Raw genomic sequence first — 19,970 nt, 5'->3', positions numbered from 1 at the left:
AAGTGGCGGATTATCCATGGTACAAATCTTACGATGCAGGGGTGCCCCATTCCCTGGCGCCATATCCGGAAATCACTTTACTTGATGTCATAGCGGACACAACCCGCGAGATGCCGGATCACACATTCATGTATTTCAAGGGAAGGTATTTCTCTTACAAGGAGGCAAGCAGGCTTTTCGAGATAATGGCTTCGGCGCTGATCGCCAACGGCGTGAAGCAGGGAGACCGCGTGGCCACCATGTTACTCAATACACCTCAGCAGCTTATAGCCGCCTTCGGCACTATGAAGGCCGGCGCCATTTTTGTTCCGCTTAATCCTTTGTATAACGAGGATGAACTGGTACATGCGCTGACCACTGTAGATGCGGAGATAATCATTGTCTGGGACCTGCTGTATGCAAATATCAAGAAGGTACAGTCGCGCACCAAGCTGAAAAAGGTTATCGCCACCTCGCTCGAAGACTACATGCTTCCGGAAGCAAAGAAGCCGCATACCGTGCAGCTTGAGAAGGGCGATGTGTGGATGGACGAGTTCATGGACAAACACGCCAAGGATCCCGCTCCTGTTGTAAAACCCAGGATGGATGATACCGCTATCATTTTGTTCAGCGGCGGAACAACCGGTGCTCCCAAGGGCGCTATGCTTTCCTTCAGGAACATGGCGGCGGTCGGCCTTCAGACCAATAGTTGGAACAAACAGGGCCTGATAACTCACGACGACTACACGATGGCGCTCATGCCCCTGTTCCATGCCTATGGCTTTAACGGGGTTATCGCCAGTTCCCTCTGTGTTCGCAGCCCGCTGGCAGTTGTGGCCAATCCGCGTGACCTCGATGACGTGATCGACACCATCAGGAAGGTTCGGCCCGGCTCTATGCCCGGTGTGCCTACGTTGTTCATCGGCTTGATGGCGCACCCTGAAGTCGCGGCGGGGAAGGTGGACTTCACCTGCCTGAAATATTGCCTCTCAGGGGCCATACCGCTGATGGTCGAAACCAAGCAGCGCTGGGAAGCTATGACGGGCGCCCCCATTCTCGAGGCCTATGGCCTTACAGAATCCACAGTTGTGTTTACTGTCGGCCCGCTCAAGGGTCAATGGAAGGAAGGCGCGGTCGGCCTGCCCCTGCCCGATGTCATAATTAAATTCGTAGATGTCGCGGATCCTGATAAGGAGTTACCTTACGGCGAGGAAGGCGAGGTAGTCGGCAAAGGCCCGCAGATCATGCAGGGCTACTGGAACAATCCCAAAGGCACAGCGGAGATGATCAGGGACGGCTGGCTGTATACGGGTGACATCGGCTATATGGACAAGGACGGTTACCTCTACCTGACCTCGCGCAAGAAAGATCTCATCAAGCCCAGCGGCCACCAGGTCTGGCCGAAGGAAGTGGAGGAGATACTCACCACTCATCCCGCTGTAGCAGAGGCCTGCGTGGCGGGGATACCGGATCCGAAACAGGTTGAGGCTGTTAAGGCATGGGTGATCCTGCGTCCGGGACAGAATGTCTCTGCAGAAGAGCTTCAATCTTTCTGCAAGGACAAATTAACAGCCTACAAGGTGCCCAAGTTTATCGAGTTCCGCGACGCATTGCCCAAGACACTCGTTGGTAAAATACTGAGGAGGGTGTTGCAGGAGGAGGAAAAGGCTAAAAAACCATCGTAGCAGCACACTTATAAATAATAAACATAAATAATGGAGGAGATCTTAATGGCAGACTATCCATGGTTCAAGCATTACGACAAGGGTGTACCCAAAACTTTACAACCCTATCCCGATAAGAAGCTTTTCGAAGACGTCGCGGATGTTGCCCGGGAGAGGCCCGCGCATAAAATGATCTGGTTCAAGGGCAGGTGGATGACCTACAAGGAAGTCGACCACCTGAGCGATATACTGGCTGCCGGCCTTGCGGCTCAGGGGGTTAAGAAGGGCGACCGCGTTGTCATGCTGATGCCCAACTCACCCAATATAGTCATTAGCCAGCTTGCCATCTGGAAAGCCGGAGCTATCGCCGTGCCGGTTAACCCGCTCTACAGCGAGGCGGAGCTCGAATTTGCGCTCAAGGAATGCGGCGCCGAAGTTGCAATTGTGCTGACTGCATTCTACGACCTGGTGAAGAAAATCCAGGGACGCACCAAGCTGCGACTGCTTATCGTTACCAGCGTCAAAGAATACCTGTCGCCTTTTATTAAACTGATGTTCACTCTGCTGATGGAGAAAAAACAGGGACAATATCTGGAAAAGGTGCAGGGAAACGACATCTGGCTGCAGGACCTGATGAAGAAACATGCCGGCGATAAGAAACCTGACGTCAAGGTGAGCGGTAAAGATACCGGCCTGCTGCTGTTCAGTGGCGGCACGACGGGCACGCCCAAAGCCGTGATGCTGAGCCATGAGGCCATATTCATGAACGGCCGGCAGATACATTCCTGGTCCAAGCCGCTGGCAACGGATTGGACGGATGTGCTCGTGTTGCTAATGCCTTTCTTCCATGTTTACGGCAATGTAATTTTGCTGTCTACAGCCATCGCAGGCCGTTATCCCACGGCTCTTATCCCCAATCCTCGCGAGGTAAAGGATGTTCTGGCCACGATTAAAAAGGTCAAACCGGCCTTCTTCCCCGCCATCTCGGCCATCTTCATCGGGCTTATGAACAGGCCCGAGGTCAAGTCGGGCAAGATCGATTTCAAGACCATGAAGTCGTCGGTGGCTGCTGCGGCTCCCCTTCTGCCTGAGACCAAGCGGCAGTGGGAGGTGGTCACGGGCGGCAAGATTGTGGAAGCTTACGGCCTTACGGAATCGGGCGTGCTCGCTATGGGTCCGTTCCTGGGCAAATGGAAGGAGGGGGCGGTTGGCATGCCCACCCCTGATACCGTCATCAAGATAGTCGATATAGATACGGGAAAAACTGAACTCCAGGCCGGTGACGCCGGCGAGATCATAGCCAGGGGGCCACACATCATGCAGGGTTACTGGAACCGTCCTGAAGCTACTGCAGAGATGCTGCGCGATGGCTGGCTGTATACCGGCGATATAGGTTACCTGGATGAGGACGGATATCTCTTTATAACATCCCGCAAGAAGGACCTGATCAAGCCCAGCGGCCATCAGGTCTTCCCGGTGGAGATCGAGGAGATCATCGCTCAGCATCCCGCCGTGCTCGAGGTGGGTGTGGCCGGCGTGCCAGATGCCGCGCAGGGCGAAGCCGTGAAAGCATGGGTGGTATTGAGAACAGACCAATCATGCACGGTCGAGGAGATACAGGTCTTCTGCCGTGAGAAGCTGACTGCCTACAAGGTGCCCAAGCATGTGGAGTTCCGCGATGCTCTGCCCAAGACTATGGTGGGCAAGGTGCTGCGGCGCGTGCTGCAGGAGGAGGACCGGGCAAAGGGCAAATAAACGCCGAAGGGACGGCGGCGGGATTATTAATCCCGCCGCTGTTTTTTTATAAAGTTCATAACCTCGTTGAGGCTGAAGGCGCCCTCCATCGGTCCCAGTCTGGATGCGGCCAGAGCGCCCATGGCATTGGCCAGTCTGGCTGTCTCGTAAAGCGGCAGATTATCGAGGTAGCCGCTGATGAAACCGGCATCGAAGCAGTCGCCCGCGCCGGTGGGGTCGACGGCATTTACTTTGAAACCTGGGACGTCGAAGGTGGATTCGCGGGTGAACACGCGGCAGCCGCTGTCGCCTTTTTTAAGCACCACGATCTTCACTCCCAACTCGATCAGGCGGAGGCAGGCAGTATCGATATCGGGTTCATGCACCAGCAGGCCGGCCTCGTTCCCGCTGGGAAGAACGATATCTGCCAGGCGAACAACGGGCAACAGTATGTTTCTGCACTCCCCGGCTGAGAGCAATTCCGGCCGTAAATTGGGATCGAGGCTGACGCTGCCGCCAGACTCTTTGATAGCCTCCGCCATCGCCATACAGGCTTCTCTTATGGCGCTGCTTATGGAGAGCGAGCAGCCCATAAGGTGCAGGTGGCGGAAAGACCTTGCATATTTCACGGCCCGTGAGATAGAAGGCAGGCGGTCGGAGGCGGTGCCCGCGATGTGAAAGATAAAGTTACGCCCGCCATCCCTGTCATAGGCCACAAAGGCGCAGCCCGTGGGCCGGCCCTTGATTGAAGCTATGAGTTTGTGGTCAATGCCGTCATTCGTGAACCTACTCAGTAGCAGACGGCCGAAGCCGTCCTGTCCCAGCGAACCCACAAAGCCTGTCCGTTTCCCTATACGCGCGGAGGCATCCGCGAAGATGGCGGGTGCGCCGCTGGGGAATGGCCCCACGAATCGTCCGGTTGTATCCAGAGGCATGTCCACCGACGGGCGCATGATCTCTACGATCAATTCTCCCGCGGCCAGCACCTGCCCTTCGTCCCAGAACGGGAGCCTTCTGCGCCGCTCGAATTCCTTTTCAAGCACGGGGATTGAGCCATACAGGTTGAAGGCGCGGAAGTATTTCAATATCTGCTGCGAGATGCGCTCGACCACATACCGGTGGGGATCGAAACCGTCTTTTACCAGATTTGCATACAGGCGTTTGCGCGCTTCCCTTACCTTCCTGTCCGTCCAGATGTAGCGCGCGCCTGTCTTGAGCAGCCAGTTTTGCCTTTCGGCGGGTAGCGCGTCGAACGGCTTGCCGGCCTCCTCCGGGTGAAGCCATTTACGCCATCTGCCGGACCGGATCACAGCCTGTGCGAGAGATTCTTTAAATATCGAAGGCTCTGCAGCGTTCCTGACATGGGCAGACTTTTCCCTCGATTCAAGCTCGAAAAGGGCATCGCATTCGACTTCGGTAAATTCGGGTCCGACGTTGGCGCCCCCCATTCTGCTGGCCGGGTAGGCGACCGGATTTTCCACGTTGTCGGTGTAATGTCCCTTCAGCACCAGGTTATAGTGGCGTGCGATATCATAAAGCTCCTGCGCCATCTGCGGGCTGAACAGGGTCGTGTCCAGGTCCGTTCCAACTTTACCCACGATAAAGCACGGCCATGCCCGGCTCAGTCCTTCCTGCGTCATCCTTATACGCAGGCCAGACAGGAAATTGCTGAACATGTTTTCATCTGCCAGCCCGCCCTTGACCTCCTCGGTGCCTACCTCGTATGCCACCGGGGGCAGTCTGTGTTTGATGCGGAAGGACTCGCAGTGCTTGATCAGCTGGACGGTCCTGTCAATGATCGTGTTAAGTTGCAGTGTTCCGCCGGGATGAAGGCCCCGGTCAACGGTGGGATCGATATGAAGCAGGTCGAATCCTGCTGCAATAGCCGATTCCAGAGATATTTCGACCGCTTTCATTGTACGGCTGTAAGGCCATTTTTCACTGGTGTGCCTGTCGCGCAGCCAGGGTCCGGCATGGTCTACCCCGAGCAGAATGGGGCCTTTGAAATCCGTTTTTCCGGCAGTGCGCCGTACCAGGGTAGCGAAGCTCGCATGATCCCAACCAGTATAGCCCCCATCGATGTCGACCTGGTTGAGCGTAGCTGCGAAAAATATGGGGCATTCCGCCTGCCTGGCCGCAAGCAGGGCCGCCTCAACCACGGCCTGAGAGTTGGCCGAAACGGCCAGCAGTGTGCGCCAGGGCGCGCCCTCTTTGATCGATAGCCGGGAGAACGACCGTATTATAGCCTCGCACAGAGTGAATCCGCTGCGCGCAGCTTGCCGTCGTATATGTGAACTGTCAGCTGCCATGAGGATATGAGTTTCGTGCCCGTTTAACAGCTATTATACACGTTTAGAGCACGGGCTCGCCGCAAATATCATCGGCGCACCAGCAGGTCAGGCTTCCCTCAACGAATTTAACATCCTTGAAGCCGGCGCCTTTGAGTGTGCAGCAGGCCTGGTAGGCGCGTCCGCCCCGCAGGCAGAAGACCACTGTCTCGATTTTCTTGTCAAGTTTATCCATTTCGTCGTACAGTCTCGCTTGCGGTAATAAATGTACCTGGGGTGTCTCCAACCAGGTATTATCGCTCTCGTACTTGCTTCGCACATCGAGAAGTACGAAATCATGCCCCGCGTCTATCTTTTTTTTTACCTCGGCGTATCTGATGCCCGTCGTCCTTCCCTCCAGCTTATTTCGCACAAGGTTGGCCGCGTGGTGGAGGACATCCAGCGCCGTGTTGTAGGGGGGAGCGTAGGCCAGGTCCAGGTCGGCCAGCGTATCTACTATCATACCTGCTGTGATGGCCGTGGCCAGCACATCGATGCGCTTGATGACATCGCCGGGTCCGGTGCCCTGCCCGCCCAGTATACGTCGGGTTTTCCTGTCCACGATGAGCTTGATGATGACCTCCTTGCTGCCGGGGTAATACATCGGCTTATCCGGATTGGGTATGAGGGCAGTGACCACATCGAAACCTGCTTCACGCGCCTGTTGCTCTCCCAGTCCCACACGCCCGGTGTTGAAGTCGAATACCTTCACACAGGCGGTGCTTACGATGCCCGCGAATTTTTCGCTGCCGCCGGTGATGTTGGCCGCTATCACGTGCCCGTGCTTGTTGGCTGTGGAGCCCAGGGGCACGAATGCCTTCTTGCCGGTGACAATGCTGATATTGGCCACGCAGTCGCCGCCGGCATAGATGTCGGGATCGCTTGTCTGCAAATACTCGTTGACAACGACATCGCCGAATGGACCGATCTCCAGGCCTGCTTCCTTTGCCAGCTTTGAATTCGGGCGCACGCCTATGGCGAAGATGACCACGTCTGCCTCAAGCGTCTCCTTGTCCGTGATGACATGGCTTACTCTATTGTTACCACCCTTGAATTCCACCACTTTTTGCCCCAGCTTGAGAGTCACTCCCTTGCTTCTAACATGGTCGGCCAGCAGGTCCGAGATCTCCTCGTCCAGTATGCCCGGCAGCACTTTATCCAGCGCCTCGACCACGCTGACCTTCAATCCGCGTGCCGATAGCGCCTCGACCATCTCAATTCCGATCAGTCCGGCGCCTACAACAACGGCCTTTTTAGAGGCCGACTCATTTATGAGGACCTTTATCTCATCCGCGTCAGGGACGCGTTTCAACACGTGCACACCTTTGAAGTCGATGCCTTTTATAGGTGGAACCACCGGATTTGCACCTGTGGCTATCACCAGCTTGTCATAGTCGATGGAATATTGCCGATTCTCGGCCAGTGCAGTTACGTCTATCCTGTGTGCGGACCGGTCGATGCGGTCCACACGGGTGGCTGTCAGTACATCCACATTGCTGATCTTTTTAAAGGCGGCGGCATCGCGTACCAGGAGGGCGTTGCGGGATTTGACCACATCGGAGATATAGTACGGCAATCCGCAGCCGGCGTAGGATATCAGTTCCTCATCCTGCACCATAGTGATCTGCGCCGATGCATCCAGCCTGCGCGCGCGGGCGGCGGTCTTGGGACCGCAGGCTCCGCCGCCGATAATCACGATTTTCAACTGCTTCGCCATACCGACTATCCTCCTGACACATGCCATTTTTTAATAGCAGGTAAAAGTAATTATAATCGAAATAAATTGCCTGCAAAACCACCTGAAGCTATACTTTTAAGGCAAGGCAGGTAACAGCAGGGAAAATGAATATCAGGCTCATGGCCGGCTTGGCCGCCGTTATTGTCCTCGGTCTGAGCGCATGCTCCGGTTCGCTGCTGTCCATGCCTGCTGCTGCTCCCGCTGAACCACCCCAGGTTCTCTTTTTCAGGGCGGACAATTCCAGGATAGATAGCGGCACGGCTGCAACGCTGCGCTGGAACGTCGATGGCGCCGACAGCATCGTCATCGACCATGGGATCGGGCAGGTCGAGGCAAGCGGTGAGGTTAGCGTCACGCCGTCACAGATAACGGCCTATAATCTGACGGCTGTCAGCCAGGGTGGCGCCGTTGTAAGTTCCGTCATTGTCAATGTCGTGCCGGTGGTTAAAACAGCCAGCCTTCCCTCCAGCCCGGCCGTTGATTCGAACGGTATCCCGTCGAATATCCCTGCCGATATGTTGCCGGCTCTGAAGGAAAACGAATCCTACGTTTTTTTTCAGGGAGCCATCATGGTGGGGGCTGACAGTCATTACATCGTGCTGCGCAATAATGCGGCCGCCCGCAATCCGAGCTGGGAAGAGCTGAAGGCTTTCCTGCAAACCGACCAGACCGACCGCCGTGCTTATATGAGCGGCCTGTTCACCTGCGGCGACTTTTCCGAGTTGCTGCATAACAACGCCGAGGCTGCCGGTATACGGGCGGCCATCGTTGCCGTCAAGCTACTGCCACCAGGTATGGTTGAAGGCTACACCAACCATTCTTTAGACGCTTTTCAGACGACGGACAGGGGACTGGTATATATAGATACGACGTCCTCTTCGCAGGGCTATTACGCCGACAAACAGGTCAATGTAGAAGTCGGCCAGGAATACGAACCGGTTGCTATTTTCCCGCAGCCCGGCCAGATGCAGCGCTGGCCCAGCATGGGCAGGGTGGTGTCCATAGATATCCCGCCATACTGGTAACCGGGCCGGTCTCCCGCAGAGATTATTTAGACCTTTCCGTGAGATAATATGTTTATCTTATATCCAAGGGAGCGGTGACGCATGAGTAAATTCATCGATAAATTAGATAATCTGAATAAGGCTGCGGCCCCTGCTATGGGCTTTCATGCCGGAAGCGGCGGTGACAGGTCTGTATCGATGCTGGTTGCTGTTGAACTGGCCGGAAAACCGGAGGATGAGTTGAAGGAAGTTGCCACCACAGGCGCCTGTGCAGGCATACTCGATCCTGCCGGCCTGACAGGCGCTGCCATCGTAAAATACCTTAAAACAAAGGTTGATATACCGGTGGGCCTGGTATTGAGCGGCGGTAAAACCGGCACGGGGGCCAAGCCGGAAGGCAGCGATATCGACTTCGTGGTGTTCGATGCTAACCTGCCGGTCAAATCGCTGGCGGGAAATGAGCCGGAATCGGTCGGCAGGGTATTGAGGCTGGATATGTCGATCGAGGCCGGTCTGATGCGGGCGGTGAACGGCCTCCATCCTGCCATAGAGGCTGTCATGGTGGACCTTCGTGTGCCTGCCCTTACCGTGGAAGCTCTGATGCAATGCCGGCGGGCGGCTGATTTCTCGGGCCAGCCCGTTATAGCCCTGACAGGCGCCGGACTTACAATGGCCGAACTGACGGCTTTGCGCGAGGCCGGGGTCAAATGTCTGGTGTTGCCTGCAGGTTCAAGCGCGGCAGAGATAGGCTCGCTTATCGATGATATCCACGCCCTGCCCAGGCCCGAAAAAAAGAAGGACAAAAGGGGCATCGCTATCGTACCCAGGATGGGGCTGTCACCGGCGCCCAAAAAGGACGAAGGTGACGGCGGAGACGATGATGGCGATAATGATGACTGATTAAAGCTTTTTTCTGCGTTAGTGCCCGTATAAGGTTCAATTAATATGACCCAGAATCTGTGGATCTTTTTGCTTTCCGCGGCCGGTATATCACTCTCAGGTGTTATGTTGCCCGGACCGCTGACGGCCGCCACCATCGCCAAAGGGTATGAAGACAGGAACGCCGGGGCTATGATCGGTATCGGACACGGGATCATTGAGATACCTATAATCGCCCTCATTTATTTCGGTTTTGCTTCCTATCTCAACGATCCAGTCGTGAAAACGGTCACCGGATTGGCCGGAGGAGCGCTGCTAATAATAATGGGGCTGCTTATCTTCTTTACCTTCAAGAAACCGGTTGAGGGAGGGGCCGTTATGCCGTACAGTCCCCTTGTGACGGGCATGGTGATGACCGGCGGTAATCCATATATCTATCTCTGGTGGGCTACCATAGGCGTGGCATTGATAACAGGCGCCGTCACCTTCGGTATTATGGGCCTGGCGCTTTTTACGGTCGTCCATCTTGCCTGTGACATCACCTGGGACCAGATCGTTTCGATGACCGTATTCCGTACAAGACACCTATGGACGCCGAAAGTGCAGAAAATTGTATTCAGTATCTGCGCGCTGGTGTTGATAGGTTTCGGCATCTGGTATGGGGCATCGGTCTTTATATAAGCGGATATTTAAATTGTTCGACACGCTTAAAAAGCATCTCAATCAATGGGGAGGTGGTGTAAGCCTCTTCTTCTGCTTTACACACTTCAGCCAGGATTTGATGACCGGCCTGCTTATCACGATGCTGCCGTTTATCCGGCAGGATATGATGCTTAATTACTTTCAGGCGGGGTTGCTGGTCTCTGCGTACAGCGTCACCTCGGGATTTTCGCAGATATTGGGTGGATGGGTCGGTGACCGCATCAAGCACAGGTGGATATCGATAACAATGGGTTTGACCGGAGTAGGCATCAGCGGCATTGCCGCAGGCCTGATGCCGACCTATGAATCATTGCTGGTAGCCATGGTATCTATGGGCATCTTTGCCGGCGCTTACCATCCTGCGGCCGTGCCCGCCATCAGCAGCCTGTTCGAGGACAGGCGCGGAAAGGCCATAGGGCTGCATATGATCGGAGGCGCATTAGGCTTCGGCGTCGGCCCGTTTATCGGCACGGCTATCGCTGCAACTATCAACTGGCACATGGCCTTTCTTCTGCTTTCTATACCCGCCCTGGTTGCAGGGTTCAGCGTTGCCTTCTGGCTGCGTAAAATTGAACCCGATATACCCCGTGCTGAAATTACGGAAGGCAGGGGGAAACAGGCCGGCGCCGATTCGCCGTCGCTCTGGCAGGTGCTGAAGAAGGTATCTACAGTCATTATCCTGGTGGTCGTGGTCACATTTACCTCCGGCTCCCTGCTGCCTTTCATACCGCTTTATCTTGTCGACCATTACAGCCTTACCGCAACCATGGCTGCAGTCTGGACCAGCGTACTGAGAGCGTCAGGAGTTCTGGGGAGTCTGCTGGGTGGATGGCTTTCGGACAGGTGGGGTAACAGACAGACCGTCCTGCTGACATTGATAGCCATAGGTCCGGCCATACTGCTCTTCACCACAGTTAACTATTTTCCCGCCCTGGCCGTGTTAATGATTGTCATCGGGATCGTGTGGACAATGAGGGAAACTGCAGTCCAGACATATCTGATGGAGAGAACACCGCTGCGTATGCACGGGATAGTTTTCGGTATCTATTTTGGTATTGGGCAGCAGGGGCAGAGCCTGCTGCAGCCCGTATATGGTGTGTTCATGGATATGGCCGGCATCTCCAGTGTCTTTCTCATCGTAGGTGTCATCAGCCTGGCCACGTCTATCGTCACGATCTTTATTGCCCGTAAAATATGATAATTCTGCAGTTGTAGTGGATCGCCGGCCGCGGGCGTTATTCGCTGTCAGCAGCTCTGTTGAGTGGACTGGAAGTATTTACCCTCTGTCTTTATGGAGGGAGCGATCACCAGTTTGACCTTTTGGAACTCTTTAATGCTCAGCGCCCCGCATACGCCCATGGCGTTGCGCAGAGCGCCCACGTAGTTTTCCGTCCCGTCGGTAACGTGGCTGGGCCCGAAGAGCAGCTTCTCAAGCGAACCCTTGACGCCGGTCTTGATACGCGTGCCGCGCGGAAGCGTGGCGGATGGCTGGGACATACCCCAGTGATATCCCTTGCCCGGCGCTTCCCCGGCGCGGGTAAGGATGGAGCCGAATACCACGGCGTCGGCGCCCGAGACAAAGGCTTTGCACATATCGCTGCCGATGCGGATGCCGCCATCGGTTATGATCGAGACATAGCGGCCGGTTTCCTTGAAATAAACGTTGCGCGCAGCGGCGCAATCGATGGTGGCCGTAACCTGCGGTACTCCCACGCCCAGCACCTCGCGTGTCGTGCAGGCGGCGCCCGGGCCGATACCTACCAGCAGGCCGTCGATACCCGTCCGCATCAGCTCGAGGGCTGCACTGTAAGTTACGGCGTTGCCCACCACCACCGGGATGCGGAGCTGTTTGCACATGTCCGAGAAGCTCAGGCCGCGATAGCTCTTGGAGATATGCCGTGCTGTGGTTACCGTGGTCTGCACCACAATTATGTCGGCGCCGGCCTCCTCTGCTACGGGGGCCAGCTTTTTGGTCGTGGCGGGTATCATGGATACGGCGCAGACAGCGCCGGCCTTCTTAATCTTCTGAATGCGTTGTGCGATAAGCGAATCCTTGATGGGCTGGCTGTAGATCTTCTGCATCAGGGCAGTGACCTCTCCCTGAGGCGCGTTGATTATCTCATCCAGTACAGCGCGGGGATTGTCATATCTGACCTGAATTCCGTCCATATTGATGATGGGCAATCCTCCCGCCTTGTTGAATATTATGGCGAAATCGGGGTCCACCACGGCGTCCATGGCGGCGGCTACTATCGGGATGGCGAAAGTGATATCGCGGATTTTAAATTCGATGTTGGTCTGGTCGGGATTGACCGTGACGTCCCCTGGCACGATTGCCACTTCATCGAAACCATATGCTCGTTCGAGCTCTTTGAATTTAGGTATTGGCATGTCAAGCCTCGGGGGGTGATTAGCGGAAACTATATCAAAACGGAGTGTTTCAAGTCAAGCCTGGAGGAATATCGATATATGCCATTTGCGCTCGAGTACGACATAAAGTTTACCGCCAAGCGTAAACTGGGATATAATTACTGCGTTATTGTGCCTGTTCTGTATGTTGTAGCCACACCCATCGGTAACCTTGAGGATATCACGCTGAGAGCCCTGCGGGTGTTGGGTGAAGTGCAGTTGATAGCAGCAGAAGATACGCGCACCTCACGCAAGCTGCTCAGCAGGTATAATATTAAGACCGGATTGGCCAGTTATTACGAGCACAATAAAAAAAGCAAGATGCCTGCCCTGCTGAAAATGCTGGAGGAACAGGACATCGCCCTTATCTCGGAAGCCGGTACTCCCGGCATCAGCGATCCGGGCTACGAGCTGATCAAGGGCGCTATTGAGAAAGGATTTAAAGTCGAGGTATTGCCGGGGCCTTCGGCGGTGATCACTGCCCTGGCTGCTTCAGGCCTGCCGTCGGACCAGTTCCTTTACCTGGGCTTTTTACCGCGCAAGAAGGGGGAGAAAAGGCGGTTGCTGGGATCGGTCAGCTTGGAGCCGAGGACGATGATCTGTTTCGAGTCGCCTTACAGGGTGGTCGATTCACTGTCGGCCATGCTGGAGATGATGGGTGACCGCAACGTAGCAGTGTGCAGGGAGATGAGCAAGCTGCACGAGGAGATATTTCGCGGACCGCTGAGCGCGGCAGTCAGGCATTTCAACAGGCCGCGCGGTGAATTCACGATCGTTATACAGGGCATCGGTAAGGTAAAAAAGTCCTTGTGTAAGGCAAGGGACAAATCTAAAATGGGAGTTTAGTCATGCAGGAAAGATTTCGCAGGGGTGCAATTTCCATTGGACCGGCCAGGTGCAATGGCTGCGACAGCACCATACATCACGGTGATGTATATCTGGCTATCGACGAGAAGCCTTCGGATAAACTGAAGGAAGAGGTGATTTATATCGACGATCTGGATTGCTCGGAATGCGACAAAAGGATAGAAAGCGGTGACGAATACCTCTTCGTCATTGATGGCGATAGCGAGAAGTGCTATTGTCCGGCCTGCTATAAGAAAAAGGGCGGCGAAGCATACAGGAAAAAGAATTACGGCTGCGTAACCGAATATAGGAAATCGCCTCAGGAATCTCAAGAGCTGCGTTTCTGCCAGGCCTGCTGCGAGAAGCGAAAGGCCGGCATGGAAAAGAAGGAGAAGGGGGACAAGGTTTTCACCTTTTTCCCATCGAAAACGCTTAAATAATACAATACGAAACAGGAGATATTTACTTGCCTGAGAACATCCTTGTTGCTGTAGCCTGGCCATATGCCAACGGCCCGCTCCACCTCGGTCATGTCGCCGGGGCCTATTTACCCGCCGATATCTTCGCCCGTTATCATCGCCTGCGCGGCAATAATGTGTTGATGGTATCCGGAAGCGATGAGCACGGGACACCTATAACCCTGCGCGCCGAGCAGGAGGGCATTCCACCTTCAGAGCTGGCCACCAGATATCACAAAGAATTTCTGGAGAGCTGGCAGCAACTGGGCATCTCGTTTGATCTTTTCACCACCACGGATACGGCCAACCATGCATCGGTTGCGCACGACATCTTCCTCAAATTGCTGGAGAAAGGCTACATCTATAAAGGCTCAATGCCTCAGGCGTATTGCCCCAGTTGTAAGCGCTCGCTTCCCGACCGTTACGTCGAGGGCACCTGCCCCCACTGCAATTTCAATGCTGCCAGGGGCGACCAGTGCGACAACTGTGGCCACACACTGAATCCCAGCGACCTGATAGATGTGCGCTGCCGCACGTGCTCATCCACGCCCAGGTTTGAGAACTCGGAGCATTTTTTCTTCAAGCTGAGCGTATTTGAGGAGCAGCTCAGGAAGTGGGTGGGAGATAAGGATTTCTGGCGCCAGAACGTACAGAAATTTACGCTGGGATTCCTGGAGGGAGGTCTCAAGGACAGGGCCATCACACGCGATATCGAGTGGGGCGTCACGGTGCCGCAGCCGGGATTTGAAAAAAAACGTATTTACGTCTGGTTTGAGGCGGTCATCGGGTATCTGTCGGCCAGCCGTGAGTGGGCCTCATCTCAGAAAGATAACGACGCCTGGAAACGTTTCTGGACGGGGCAGAACAGGGCCTACTATTTTATAGGCAAGGATAATATCCCCTTCCATACCATTATCTGGCCGGCCATGCTGATGGGCTATGGCGGTCTGAACCTGCCCTACGATGTACCGGCCAACGAGTTCCTCACAATCGAGGGCAAGAAGCTGTCCACCAGCCGCAACTGGGCTGTGTGGGTGCCCGATTTCCTATCGCGCTACGATCCTGATCCTCTGCGTTATTACCTGTCTATCAATATGCCTGAGACGGGCGACATGGATTTCTCATGGCACGAGTTCCTGCGCAAGAACAACGACGAGCTGGTGGCAACCTACGGCAACCTGGTGCACCGTGTGCTTTCCTTCAACCATCGCAATTTCAATGCCTCCGTGCCTGAGCCGGGTGATATGGATGAGGCCGGCAAGGCACTGCTTCAGAAAGCCCGCAACACACTGGAACAGGTCGGCAGCCAGCTTGACCGCTGCCATTTCAAGGAGGGTCTCAAAATCGCCATGGCCCTGGCGCAGGATGTCAACCGCTTCCTGGATGATGCCGCGCCATGGAAGATGATCAAACAGGACCGCCAGGCTGCCGGGAGATCGGTATATACAGCCATCGCCGTCATATCGGCGTTGAAAACCATGCTTTATCCCTTCCTGCCTTTCACATCGCAGAAGCTGCACTCCTATTTGGGCTTCGAGGGGGATATACGCGATGCAGGTTGGGACTTTCAGATTCCTCAACCCGGCCGCGCTCTGCCTCAACCCCAGGCGCTGTTCACCAAATTGGATGATAGCCTGGTGGAGGAGGAGATGGCCAGGCTGGGGAGCGGCGAAACGGCATGAACCTCGATCAGATATATGCCCCGGTCAGGCCCGGCCTCGATCTGGTGGAATTGAAGCTGGAGGAGATCTCCGGTAATGAGATACCCCTGCTGGCGCAATTGCTCCAGTATGCCCTTCTGAAAGTCGGCAAAAGGGTCAGACCTGCTCTTACACTGCTCAGCGGCAAGTTTTACCATTACGACCTCGAGACACTTATCCCCATGGCCGCAGCCGCGGAGGTGCTTCATATAGGCACACTGGTACACGATGATATCATCGATAATGCCGATATGCGCCACGGCAAGCCGGCTATTTACCGCACCTGGGGACAGAACAGCGCCCTGTTGCTGGGGGATTATTTATTCTCCAGGGCGGGCAGCCTGGCCTCCACCACGGAGAACCTCAGGGTTATCAGGCGTTTCAGCGAGACACTGATGACTATCTCCGGGGGCGAGCTCAGGGAGGGCAGTCATACCTTCGACATGGCCGTCGCCAGGGACAACTACTATAAATGGATCAGCGACAAGACAGCCTGCCTGTTTGTTATGGCTGCAGAGTGCGGATCGGTTCTGAGCGGCTGTCCCGAGGAACAGGTGAAGGCCCTCAAAGAATATGCGCTCAATTTCGGGCTGGCCTTCCAGATCATCGATGACATACTTGATTTCGTGGGAGATCCTTCATCGCTGGGGAAACCTGTTGGTTCGGACCTGAGTGAGGGCGCCGCTACCCTGCCGTCCATCCTGTATGCGGAGAAGCATCCAAACAATAGTCTGATCCAGGCCATTATCGTGGACCACCGCAAAGACCTTGTGCCGGGCGCAGTGGAAAAGGTGCGCGAATCCGGGGTCATAGATGAATGCAGGTCCATCGCCCAGGGATTTTCACAAAAGGCCAGCCTTTCACTTAATAATCTGCCGGATTGTGATGCGCGGCGGTCGCTCAAAGCTCTAGTAGCCTTCGTTATCGAGAGAAATAAGTAGGCGGCGTCATGAAGCCGGCGCAGCCTCGAGGCCGGGCGCCGGGAGGGGGTCCTTCAGCAGCTTTTCGAAGGTTAGATCGTCTATAGTCTCTTTTTCAATCAGGTAATCGGCTATGTATTTTAGCCTGGGCTTATTTTCCGTCATGATCTCCAGCGCTTTAGTGTAGGCTTCCTTGACCAGGGACTCCACCTCCTCGTCTATCTCCTGTGCTATCTTGTCGCTGTAATTCTGCTGCTCGTGTATCTCCTTGCCCAGGAAGATCATCTCCTCCCTTTTGCCGAAAGTGCGCGGCCCCAATTTCTGGCTCATGCCGAACTCTGTAATCATGCGGCGGGCAATCAGAGTGACCTTCTCCAGGTCGTTCTGCGCGCCCGTGGTCAATTCGCCCAGTGAGACCTGTTCAGCCGCCCTGCCGGCCAGGCTGATGATCATCATGTCCTTGAAGCGCTCGTAGGTTTCAAGATGGCGCTCCTCGCTTGGCAGGAACCTGGTCCAGCCGCCCATCATGCCCCTGGCCACGATGGATATTTTGTGCACCGGATCAGCGTTGGGCAGCATTTTGGCCGCCAGAGCATGGCCGGTCTCGTGATAGGCGATCAATTCCCTCTCACTCCTGGTTATAACGCGTCCTTTTTTCTCAGGCCCGGCGATGACGCGATCAATGGAATCCTCCAGCTCTTTTTGCCCGATATCCTTGCGGTCTCGCCTGGCGGCTAAAATAGCCGCCTCGTTGATCAGGTTGGCCAGGTCGGCGCCGCTGAATCCAGGGGTTTGCCGGGCGATCACCTCAAGTTTGGCTTCCTTGGCCAGCGGCTTGCCCTTGGCGTGGACTGCCAGTATGGCGCTGCGGCCGTTTATGTCCGGCTGGTCGATAACGATATGGCGGTCGAACCTGCCCGGCCTCAGCAGGGCGGGGTCGAGTATGTCCGGCCGGTTGGTGGCTGCCAGCACGATGACGCCGGTGTTGCTGTCGAAACCATCCATCTCCACCAGTATCTGGTTCAGCGTCTGCTCGCGTTCGTCGTGGCCGCCGCCCAGGCCTGCTCCCCTGTGACGGCCCACGGCATCGATCTCGTCCACAAAGACGATACAGGGTGAATTTCGTTTGGCCTGGTCGAAAAGGTCTCGCACACGCGAGGCGCCCACGCCGACAAACATCTCGACGAACTCGCTGCCGCTGATGGAGAAGAAGGGCACCCCTGCCTCGCCCGCAGTGGCCTTGGCGACCAGCGTTTTTCCACAGCCCGGCGGGCCGACCAGCAGCAGGCCACGCGGTATGCGGGCGCCCAGGGCCAGGAATTTCTGCGGCGATTTGAGGAACTCCACCACTTCCTGGAGCTCACCCTTTGATTCATCTATGCCGGCCACGTCGGCGAATGTGACGGTCGGCTTGTCGCCCGAAGCCAGACGGGCCCGGCTTTTACCGAAATTGAAGGCCTGAGTATTGGCGCCGCGCGCTGAGCGGAAGAGGAAGAACAGCAGTGCGCCGAAAAGCACCAGGGGTAAGAAGCTCAGCATGATGCTGCCCCAGTCAAAGCCGCCGGTTTTCACATCGAACTTAATACCGTCGTCCCCCAGCTTGACGCCCGCATCCTTCAGGCTGTCCATCAACTCCTTGGTGCTGCCCACATAGGCAGCTTTAACCACCGGCTTGTCGTCCTTGAGCCCTATGATTGAGTTTCCGTCCTGCTGGATGGTATTGATCTGGCCTTTATTGGCATTGTCGATGAAAGTATAGAAATCAACTTCTTTTGGTCCTTTGTTGATGGGGAAGAAGCTGAATGCCAGTGCGAGCAGCGCCACCAGGATCAGTAGGTAGAGAAGGCTACCTTGCCACCATCTTGCTTTCATATATTACCTAATTTTAGACAGTACGCTAATTATATCAAATGATACAGGGATGATAAAGGAAAAATCGTATAAGAACGGTATAGGGATCATCCTTTATCAACATGTTTGCCGTTACAGCAAAGCACCCGGCCGTAATTAATACTGCGCGGGCGCCTGCTGTATCGTATAATCAAAGTTAAGGCCAGGGCAGAGCTTTGGGACTGAGGTGTAACTCCTTCATGCCCGCCTCTTTAAGCATGGTCAGAGTCGCCTTGAGCTGCCTCTGCTGTTCTGCACTCAATTTGTACAGGACGCGCTTGGTCCCCTCTTTTTTCATGGCCTGTTTCAGGGCATTTTCTCCCTTTGCTGTCAGGGTGATGCGGATCAAGTTTTTACGCTCCATGTTCTTGGTTCGTTTGATCAAGCCCTGCTTTTCCATGCGCATGAGGATGCCGGATATGGAGTGAGGCTCGCGCAGCAGCATGCGGGAAATCCTGGCGGGGGTGACATCTTTCCCCATAGCGTCTACGAGAAAAAGGATGGCGGCCGAGGTTGCCGACAGGTTCTGGGGGAGTAATTCCCTCTCCCGTACTTTCACGAATATGTCGGCTACCTGCATAATCTGCGTGACAAGAGTATAATCCTTGTCCGCTTTAATCTGCTGTACCATTATTAAATCAACCTCCGTTGATGTTTTCTATCCTAATTTTTACTATCGAGAGCCAACATATTTTGCGCTTGCACTGATATTGGCACAGCATCTGATTGATCAAGGCCATAAGCCTGAGTTAATTATGACAATTATTGTGAAAAAGTCAAACCCGACCTTCTTGCATTCCCAAACGTATGTGGTCATCACTACGACGCTATGGCCCGGATATGAGTTGCCCTGCTGCCGGGGACGCCTTCCCTGTGCTATAATCAGATATAGAGATATAGAACCGGTACTATAGTACTAAAGAGGAGATAAATCTGGAGCCACTGAAAATAGCCCGAAGGGCAGTCGAGTTGGCCTCGGATAAGCAGGCCGAGGATGTGGTGTTGCTGGATATGAGGCAGGCCTGCTCCTTCACGGATTATATTGTTATCTGCAGCGGCGACAGCGATCGCCAGGTGGACGCCATCCACCGCGAGATATTGAATTCGCTCAAGAAAGAATCAGCTTCGCCCTATCGCAGTGAAGGGGATTCCGACTCAGGCTGGATACTGCTCGATTATCTGGGCGCAGTGATACATATTTTCTCAAAAGAGATGCGCCATTTCTATGATCTGGAAAACGTTTACGGCAAGGCCGTGCGGCTGCTGACTATCCAGTGAGCCACCTGTCTATATCCCTGGTATAACCCAGTATCTCATCCGGCTTGAAGAAGAGGACTATTTCTTTTTCTGCGTTCTCCGCTGAATCGGAACCGTGGATCAGGTTATGCTCCATATTTATACCCAGGTCCGCCCGGATGGTGCCGGGCGCCGCTTTCTTGGGGTCTGTGGCTCCCATGGTCTGCCTGGTCGACTCGATCGCCTTCTCCCCCTCCAGCACGGCTGCTATGATCGGGCCGGATGTGATGAAATTTACCAGGTCTTTGAAAAAAGGCTTCTCTTTGTGAACGGTATAATGCCTCTCGGCCAGCGCCCTGTCCATGCGCAGCATCTTCAATGCGACTATTTTCAGGCCGCGTCTTTCGAGTCTGGATAATATCTCTCCGGCCAGGCACCGTTGTACTCCGTCAGGCTTGACCAATACCAGTGTTTTTTCCATTTC

Annotated in this window: 17 protein-coding genes; 11 read left to right on the top strand and 6 right to left on the bottom strand. The window is 55.0% G+C overall.

The annotated features are described in order from the left end of the window. Window positions 1-2 precede the first annotated feature (2 nt). Together WC359_06030 and WC359_06025 are read left to right on the top strand one after the other, a co-directional pair. Window positions 3-1,664, top strand: coding sequence for an AMP-binding protein (locus WC359_06030; protein MFA5399975.1), 1,662 nt, complete (start codon window positions 3-5; stop codon window positions 1,662-1,664). 45 nt (window positions 1,665-1,709) lie between these two features. Next, window positions 1,710-3,398 carry an AMP-binding protein gene (locus tag WC359_06025; GenBank protein ID MFA5399974.1) on the top strand — a complete coding sequence of 563 codons (1,689 nt, stop codon included), beginning with the start codon at window positions 1,710-1,712 and terminating at the stop codon, window positions 3,396-3,398. A gap of 26 nt (window positions 3,399-3,424) precedes the next feature. Here the strand turns inward: WC359_06025 and WC359_06020 are convergent, their stop codons facing one another. Together WC359_06020 and WC359_06015 are read right to left on the bottom strand one after the other, a co-directional pair. Next, a complete protein-coding gene (locus WC359_06020) occupies window positions 3,425-5,686 on the bottom strand; it encodes a PfkB family carbohydrate kinase (GenBank protein MFA5399973.1) in 2,262 nt (753 codons plus the stop codon). Window positions 5,687-5,729: 43 nt separating this feature from the next. Beyond that, window positions 5,730-7,421, bottom strand: a complete 1,692-nt coding sequence (locus WC359_06015; protein MFA5399972.1) for an FAD-dependent oxidoreductase — start codon at window positions 7,419-7,421, stop codon at window positions 5,730-5,732. A 125-nt stretch (window positions 7,422-7,546) separates the two neighbouring features. On the opposite strand from WC359_06015, the gene WC359_06010 reads away from it, so the two are divergent. From WC359_06010 to WC359_05995, 4 genes are all read left to right on the top strand, one after another. Next, a complete protein-coding gene (locus WC359_06010) occupies window positions 7,547-8,467 on the top strand; it encodes a hypothetical protein (protein MFA5399971.1) in 921 nt (306 codons plus the stop codon). 81 nt (window positions 8,468-8,548) lie between these two features. Then, complete coding sequence (locus tag WC359_06005) at window positions 8,549-9,346, top strand: hypothetical protein (GenBank protein ID MFA5399970.1); 798 nt, start codon at window positions 8,549-8,551, stop codon at window positions 9,344-9,346. A gap of 45 nt (window positions 9,347-9,391) precedes the next feature. Continuing rightward, the gene (locus tag WC359_06000) at window positions 9,392-10,006 is read left to right on the top strand and encodes a LysE family transporter (GenBank protein MFA5399969.1); all 615 of its coding nucleotides are present in this window, start codon (window positions 9,392-9,394) and stop codon (window positions 10,004-10,006) included. 13 nt (window positions 10,007-10,019) lie between these two features. Beyond that, window positions 10,020-11,225 carry an MFS transporter gene (locus WC359_05995; protein MFA5399968.1) on the top strand — a complete coding sequence of 402 codons (1,206 nt, stop codon included), beginning with the start codon at window positions 10,020-10,022 and terminating at the stop codon, window positions 11,223-11,225. A gap of 47 nt (window positions 11,226-11,272) precedes the next feature. Here WC359_05995 and WC359_05990 read toward each other — a convergent pair whose 3' ends face one another. Then, window positions 11,273-12,418 carry a GuaB3 family IMP dehydrogenase-related protein gene (locus WC359_05990; protein ID MFA5399967.1) on the bottom strand — a complete coding sequence of 382 codons (1,146 nt, stop codon included), beginning with the start codon at window positions 12,416-12,418 and terminating at the stop codon, window positions 11,273-11,275. 78 nt (window positions 12,419-12,496) lie between these two features. Between WC359_05990 and rsmI the strand changes: the two genes are divergently transcribed. The 4 genes from rsmI to WC359_05970 are packed head-to-tail and all read left to right on the top strand — an operon-like array spanning window position 12,497 to window position 16,381. Continuing rightward, window positions 12,497-13,282, top strand: coding sequence for a 16S rRNA (cytidine(1402)-2'-O)-methyltransferase (rsmI, locus tag WC359_05985; protein MFA5399966.1), 786 nt, complete (start codon window positions 12,497-12,499; stop codon window positions 13,280-13,282). 2 nt (window positions 13,283-13,284) lie between these two features. Beyond that, window positions 13,285-13,722: a hypothetical protein gene (locus tag WC359_05980; protein ID MFA5399965.1), complete on the top strand. Its 438-nt coding sequence runs from the start codon at window positions 13,285-13,287 to the stop codon at window positions 13,720-13,722. Between the two features lie 26 nt (window positions 13,723-13,748). Continuing rightward, window positions 13,749-15,422 carry a methionine--tRNA ligase gene (gene metG / locus WC359_05975; protein ID MFA5399964.1) on the top strand — a complete coding sequence of 558 codons (1,674 nt, stop codon included), beginning with the start codon at window positions 13,749-13,751 and terminating at the stop codon, window positions 15,420-15,422. After that, window positions 15,419-16,381 (top strand): polyprenyl synthetase family protein, encoded by a 963-nt coding sequence (locus WC359_05970; GenBank protein ID MFA5399963.1) that lies wholly within the window; start codon window positions 15,419-15,421, stop codon window positions 16,379-16,381. The genes metG and WC359_05970 overlap by 4 nt, the downstream gene beginning before the upstream one ends. 6 nt (window positions 16,382-16,387) lie before the next feature. On the opposite strand, the gene ftsH is transcribed toward WC359_05970, so the two are convergent. After that, a complete protein-coding gene (gene ftsH / locus WC359_05965) occupies window positions 16,388-18,232 on the bottom strand; it encodes an ATP-dependent zinc metalloprotease FtsH (GenBank protein MFA5399962.1) in 1,845 nt (614 codons plus the stop codon). Between the two features lie 175 nt (window positions 18,233-18,407). Then, complete coding sequence (locus tag WC359_05960; GenBank protein MFA5399961.1) at window positions 18,408-18,881, bottom strand: MarR family transcriptional regulator; 474 nt, start codon at window positions 18,879-18,881, stop codon at window positions 18,408-18,410. A 296-nt stretch (window positions 18,882-19,177) separates the two neighbouring features. Here WC359_05960 and rsfS point away from each other — a divergent pair, with 296 nt between their 5' ends. Beyond that, window positions 19,178-19,528 carry a ribosome silencing factor gene (gene rsfS, locus WC359_05955; GenBank protein ID MFA5399960.1) on the top strand — a complete coding sequence of 117 codons (351 nt, stop codon included), beginning with the start codon at window positions 19,178-19,180 and terminating at the stop codon, window positions 19,526-19,528. Here rsfS and ndk read toward each other — a convergent pair. Further along, entirely contained in the window at window positions 19,518-19,967 is a 450-nt protein-coding gene (gene ndk / locus WC359_05950) for a nucleoside-diphosphate kinase (GenBank protein ID MFA5399959.1), read from the bottom strand. The two genes, rsfS and ndk, sit on opposite strands and share 11 nt — an antisense overlap. Window positions 19,968-19,970: the final 3 nt, after the last annotated feature.

The organism is Dehalococcoidia bacterium (assembly GCA_041653995.1).
Classification (GTDB): domain Bacteria; phylum Chloroflexota; class Dehalococcoidia; order GIF9; family UBA5629; genus CAIMUM01.
The sequence above is the reverse complement of the archived record's forward strand: the minus strand, read 5'-3'. Positions and strand labels throughout refer to the sequence as shown.

Bases quoted from the DNA above. Each gene is read 5' to 3' on its own strand.
- WC359_05960 (MFA5399961.1), bottom strand. From the start codon at position 18,881: ATGGTACAGCAGATTAAAGCGGACAAGGATTATACTCTTGTCACGCAG.
- WC359_05990 (MFA5399967.1), bottom strand. From the start codon at position 12,418: ATGCCAATACCTAAATTCAAAGAGCTCGAACGAGCATATGGTTTCGAT.
- ndk (MFA5399959.1), bottom strand. From the start codon at position 19,967: ATGGAAAAAACACTGGTATTGGTCAAGCCTGACGGAGTACAACGGTGC.
- rsmI (MFA5399966.1), top strand. From the start codon at position 12,497: ATGCCATTTGCGCTCGAGTACGACATAAAGTTTACCGCCAAGCGTAAA.
- ftsH (MFA5399962.1), bottom strand. From the start codon at position 18,232: ATGAAAGCAAGATGGTGGCAAGGTAGCCTTCTCTACCTACTGATCCTG.
- WC359_06015 (MFA5399972.1), bottom strand. From the start codon at position 7,421: ATGGCGAAGCAGTTGAAAATCGTGATTATCGGCGGCGGAGCCTGCGGT.
- WC359_05980 (MFA5399965.1), top strand. From the start codon at position 13,285: ATGCAGGAAAGATTTCGCAGGGGTGCAATTTCCATTGGACCGGCCAGG.
- WC359_06025 (MFA5399974.1), top strand. From the start codon at position 1,710: ATGGCAGACTATCCATGGTTCAAGCATTACGACAAGGGTGTACCCAAA.
- WC359_06010 (MFA5399971.1), top strand. From the start codon at position 7,547: ATGAATATCAGGCTCATGGCCGGCTTGGCCGCCGTTATTGTCCTCGGT.
- WC359_05970 (MFA5399963.1), top strand. From the start codon at position 15,419: ATGAACCTCGATCAGATATATGCCCCGGTCAGGCCCGGCCTCGATCTG.
- WC359_06020 (MFA5399973.1), bottom strand. From the start codon at position 5,686: ATGGCAGCTGACAGTTCACATATACGACGGCAAGCTGCGCGCAGCGGA.
- WC359_06000 (MFA5399969.1), top strand. From the start codon at position 9,392: ATGACCCAGAATCTGTGGATCTTTTTGCTTTCCGCGGCCGGTATATCA.
- WC359_06005 (MFA5399970.1), top strand. From the start codon at position 8,549: ATGAGTAAATTCATCGATAAATTAGATAATCTGAATAAGGCTGCGGCC.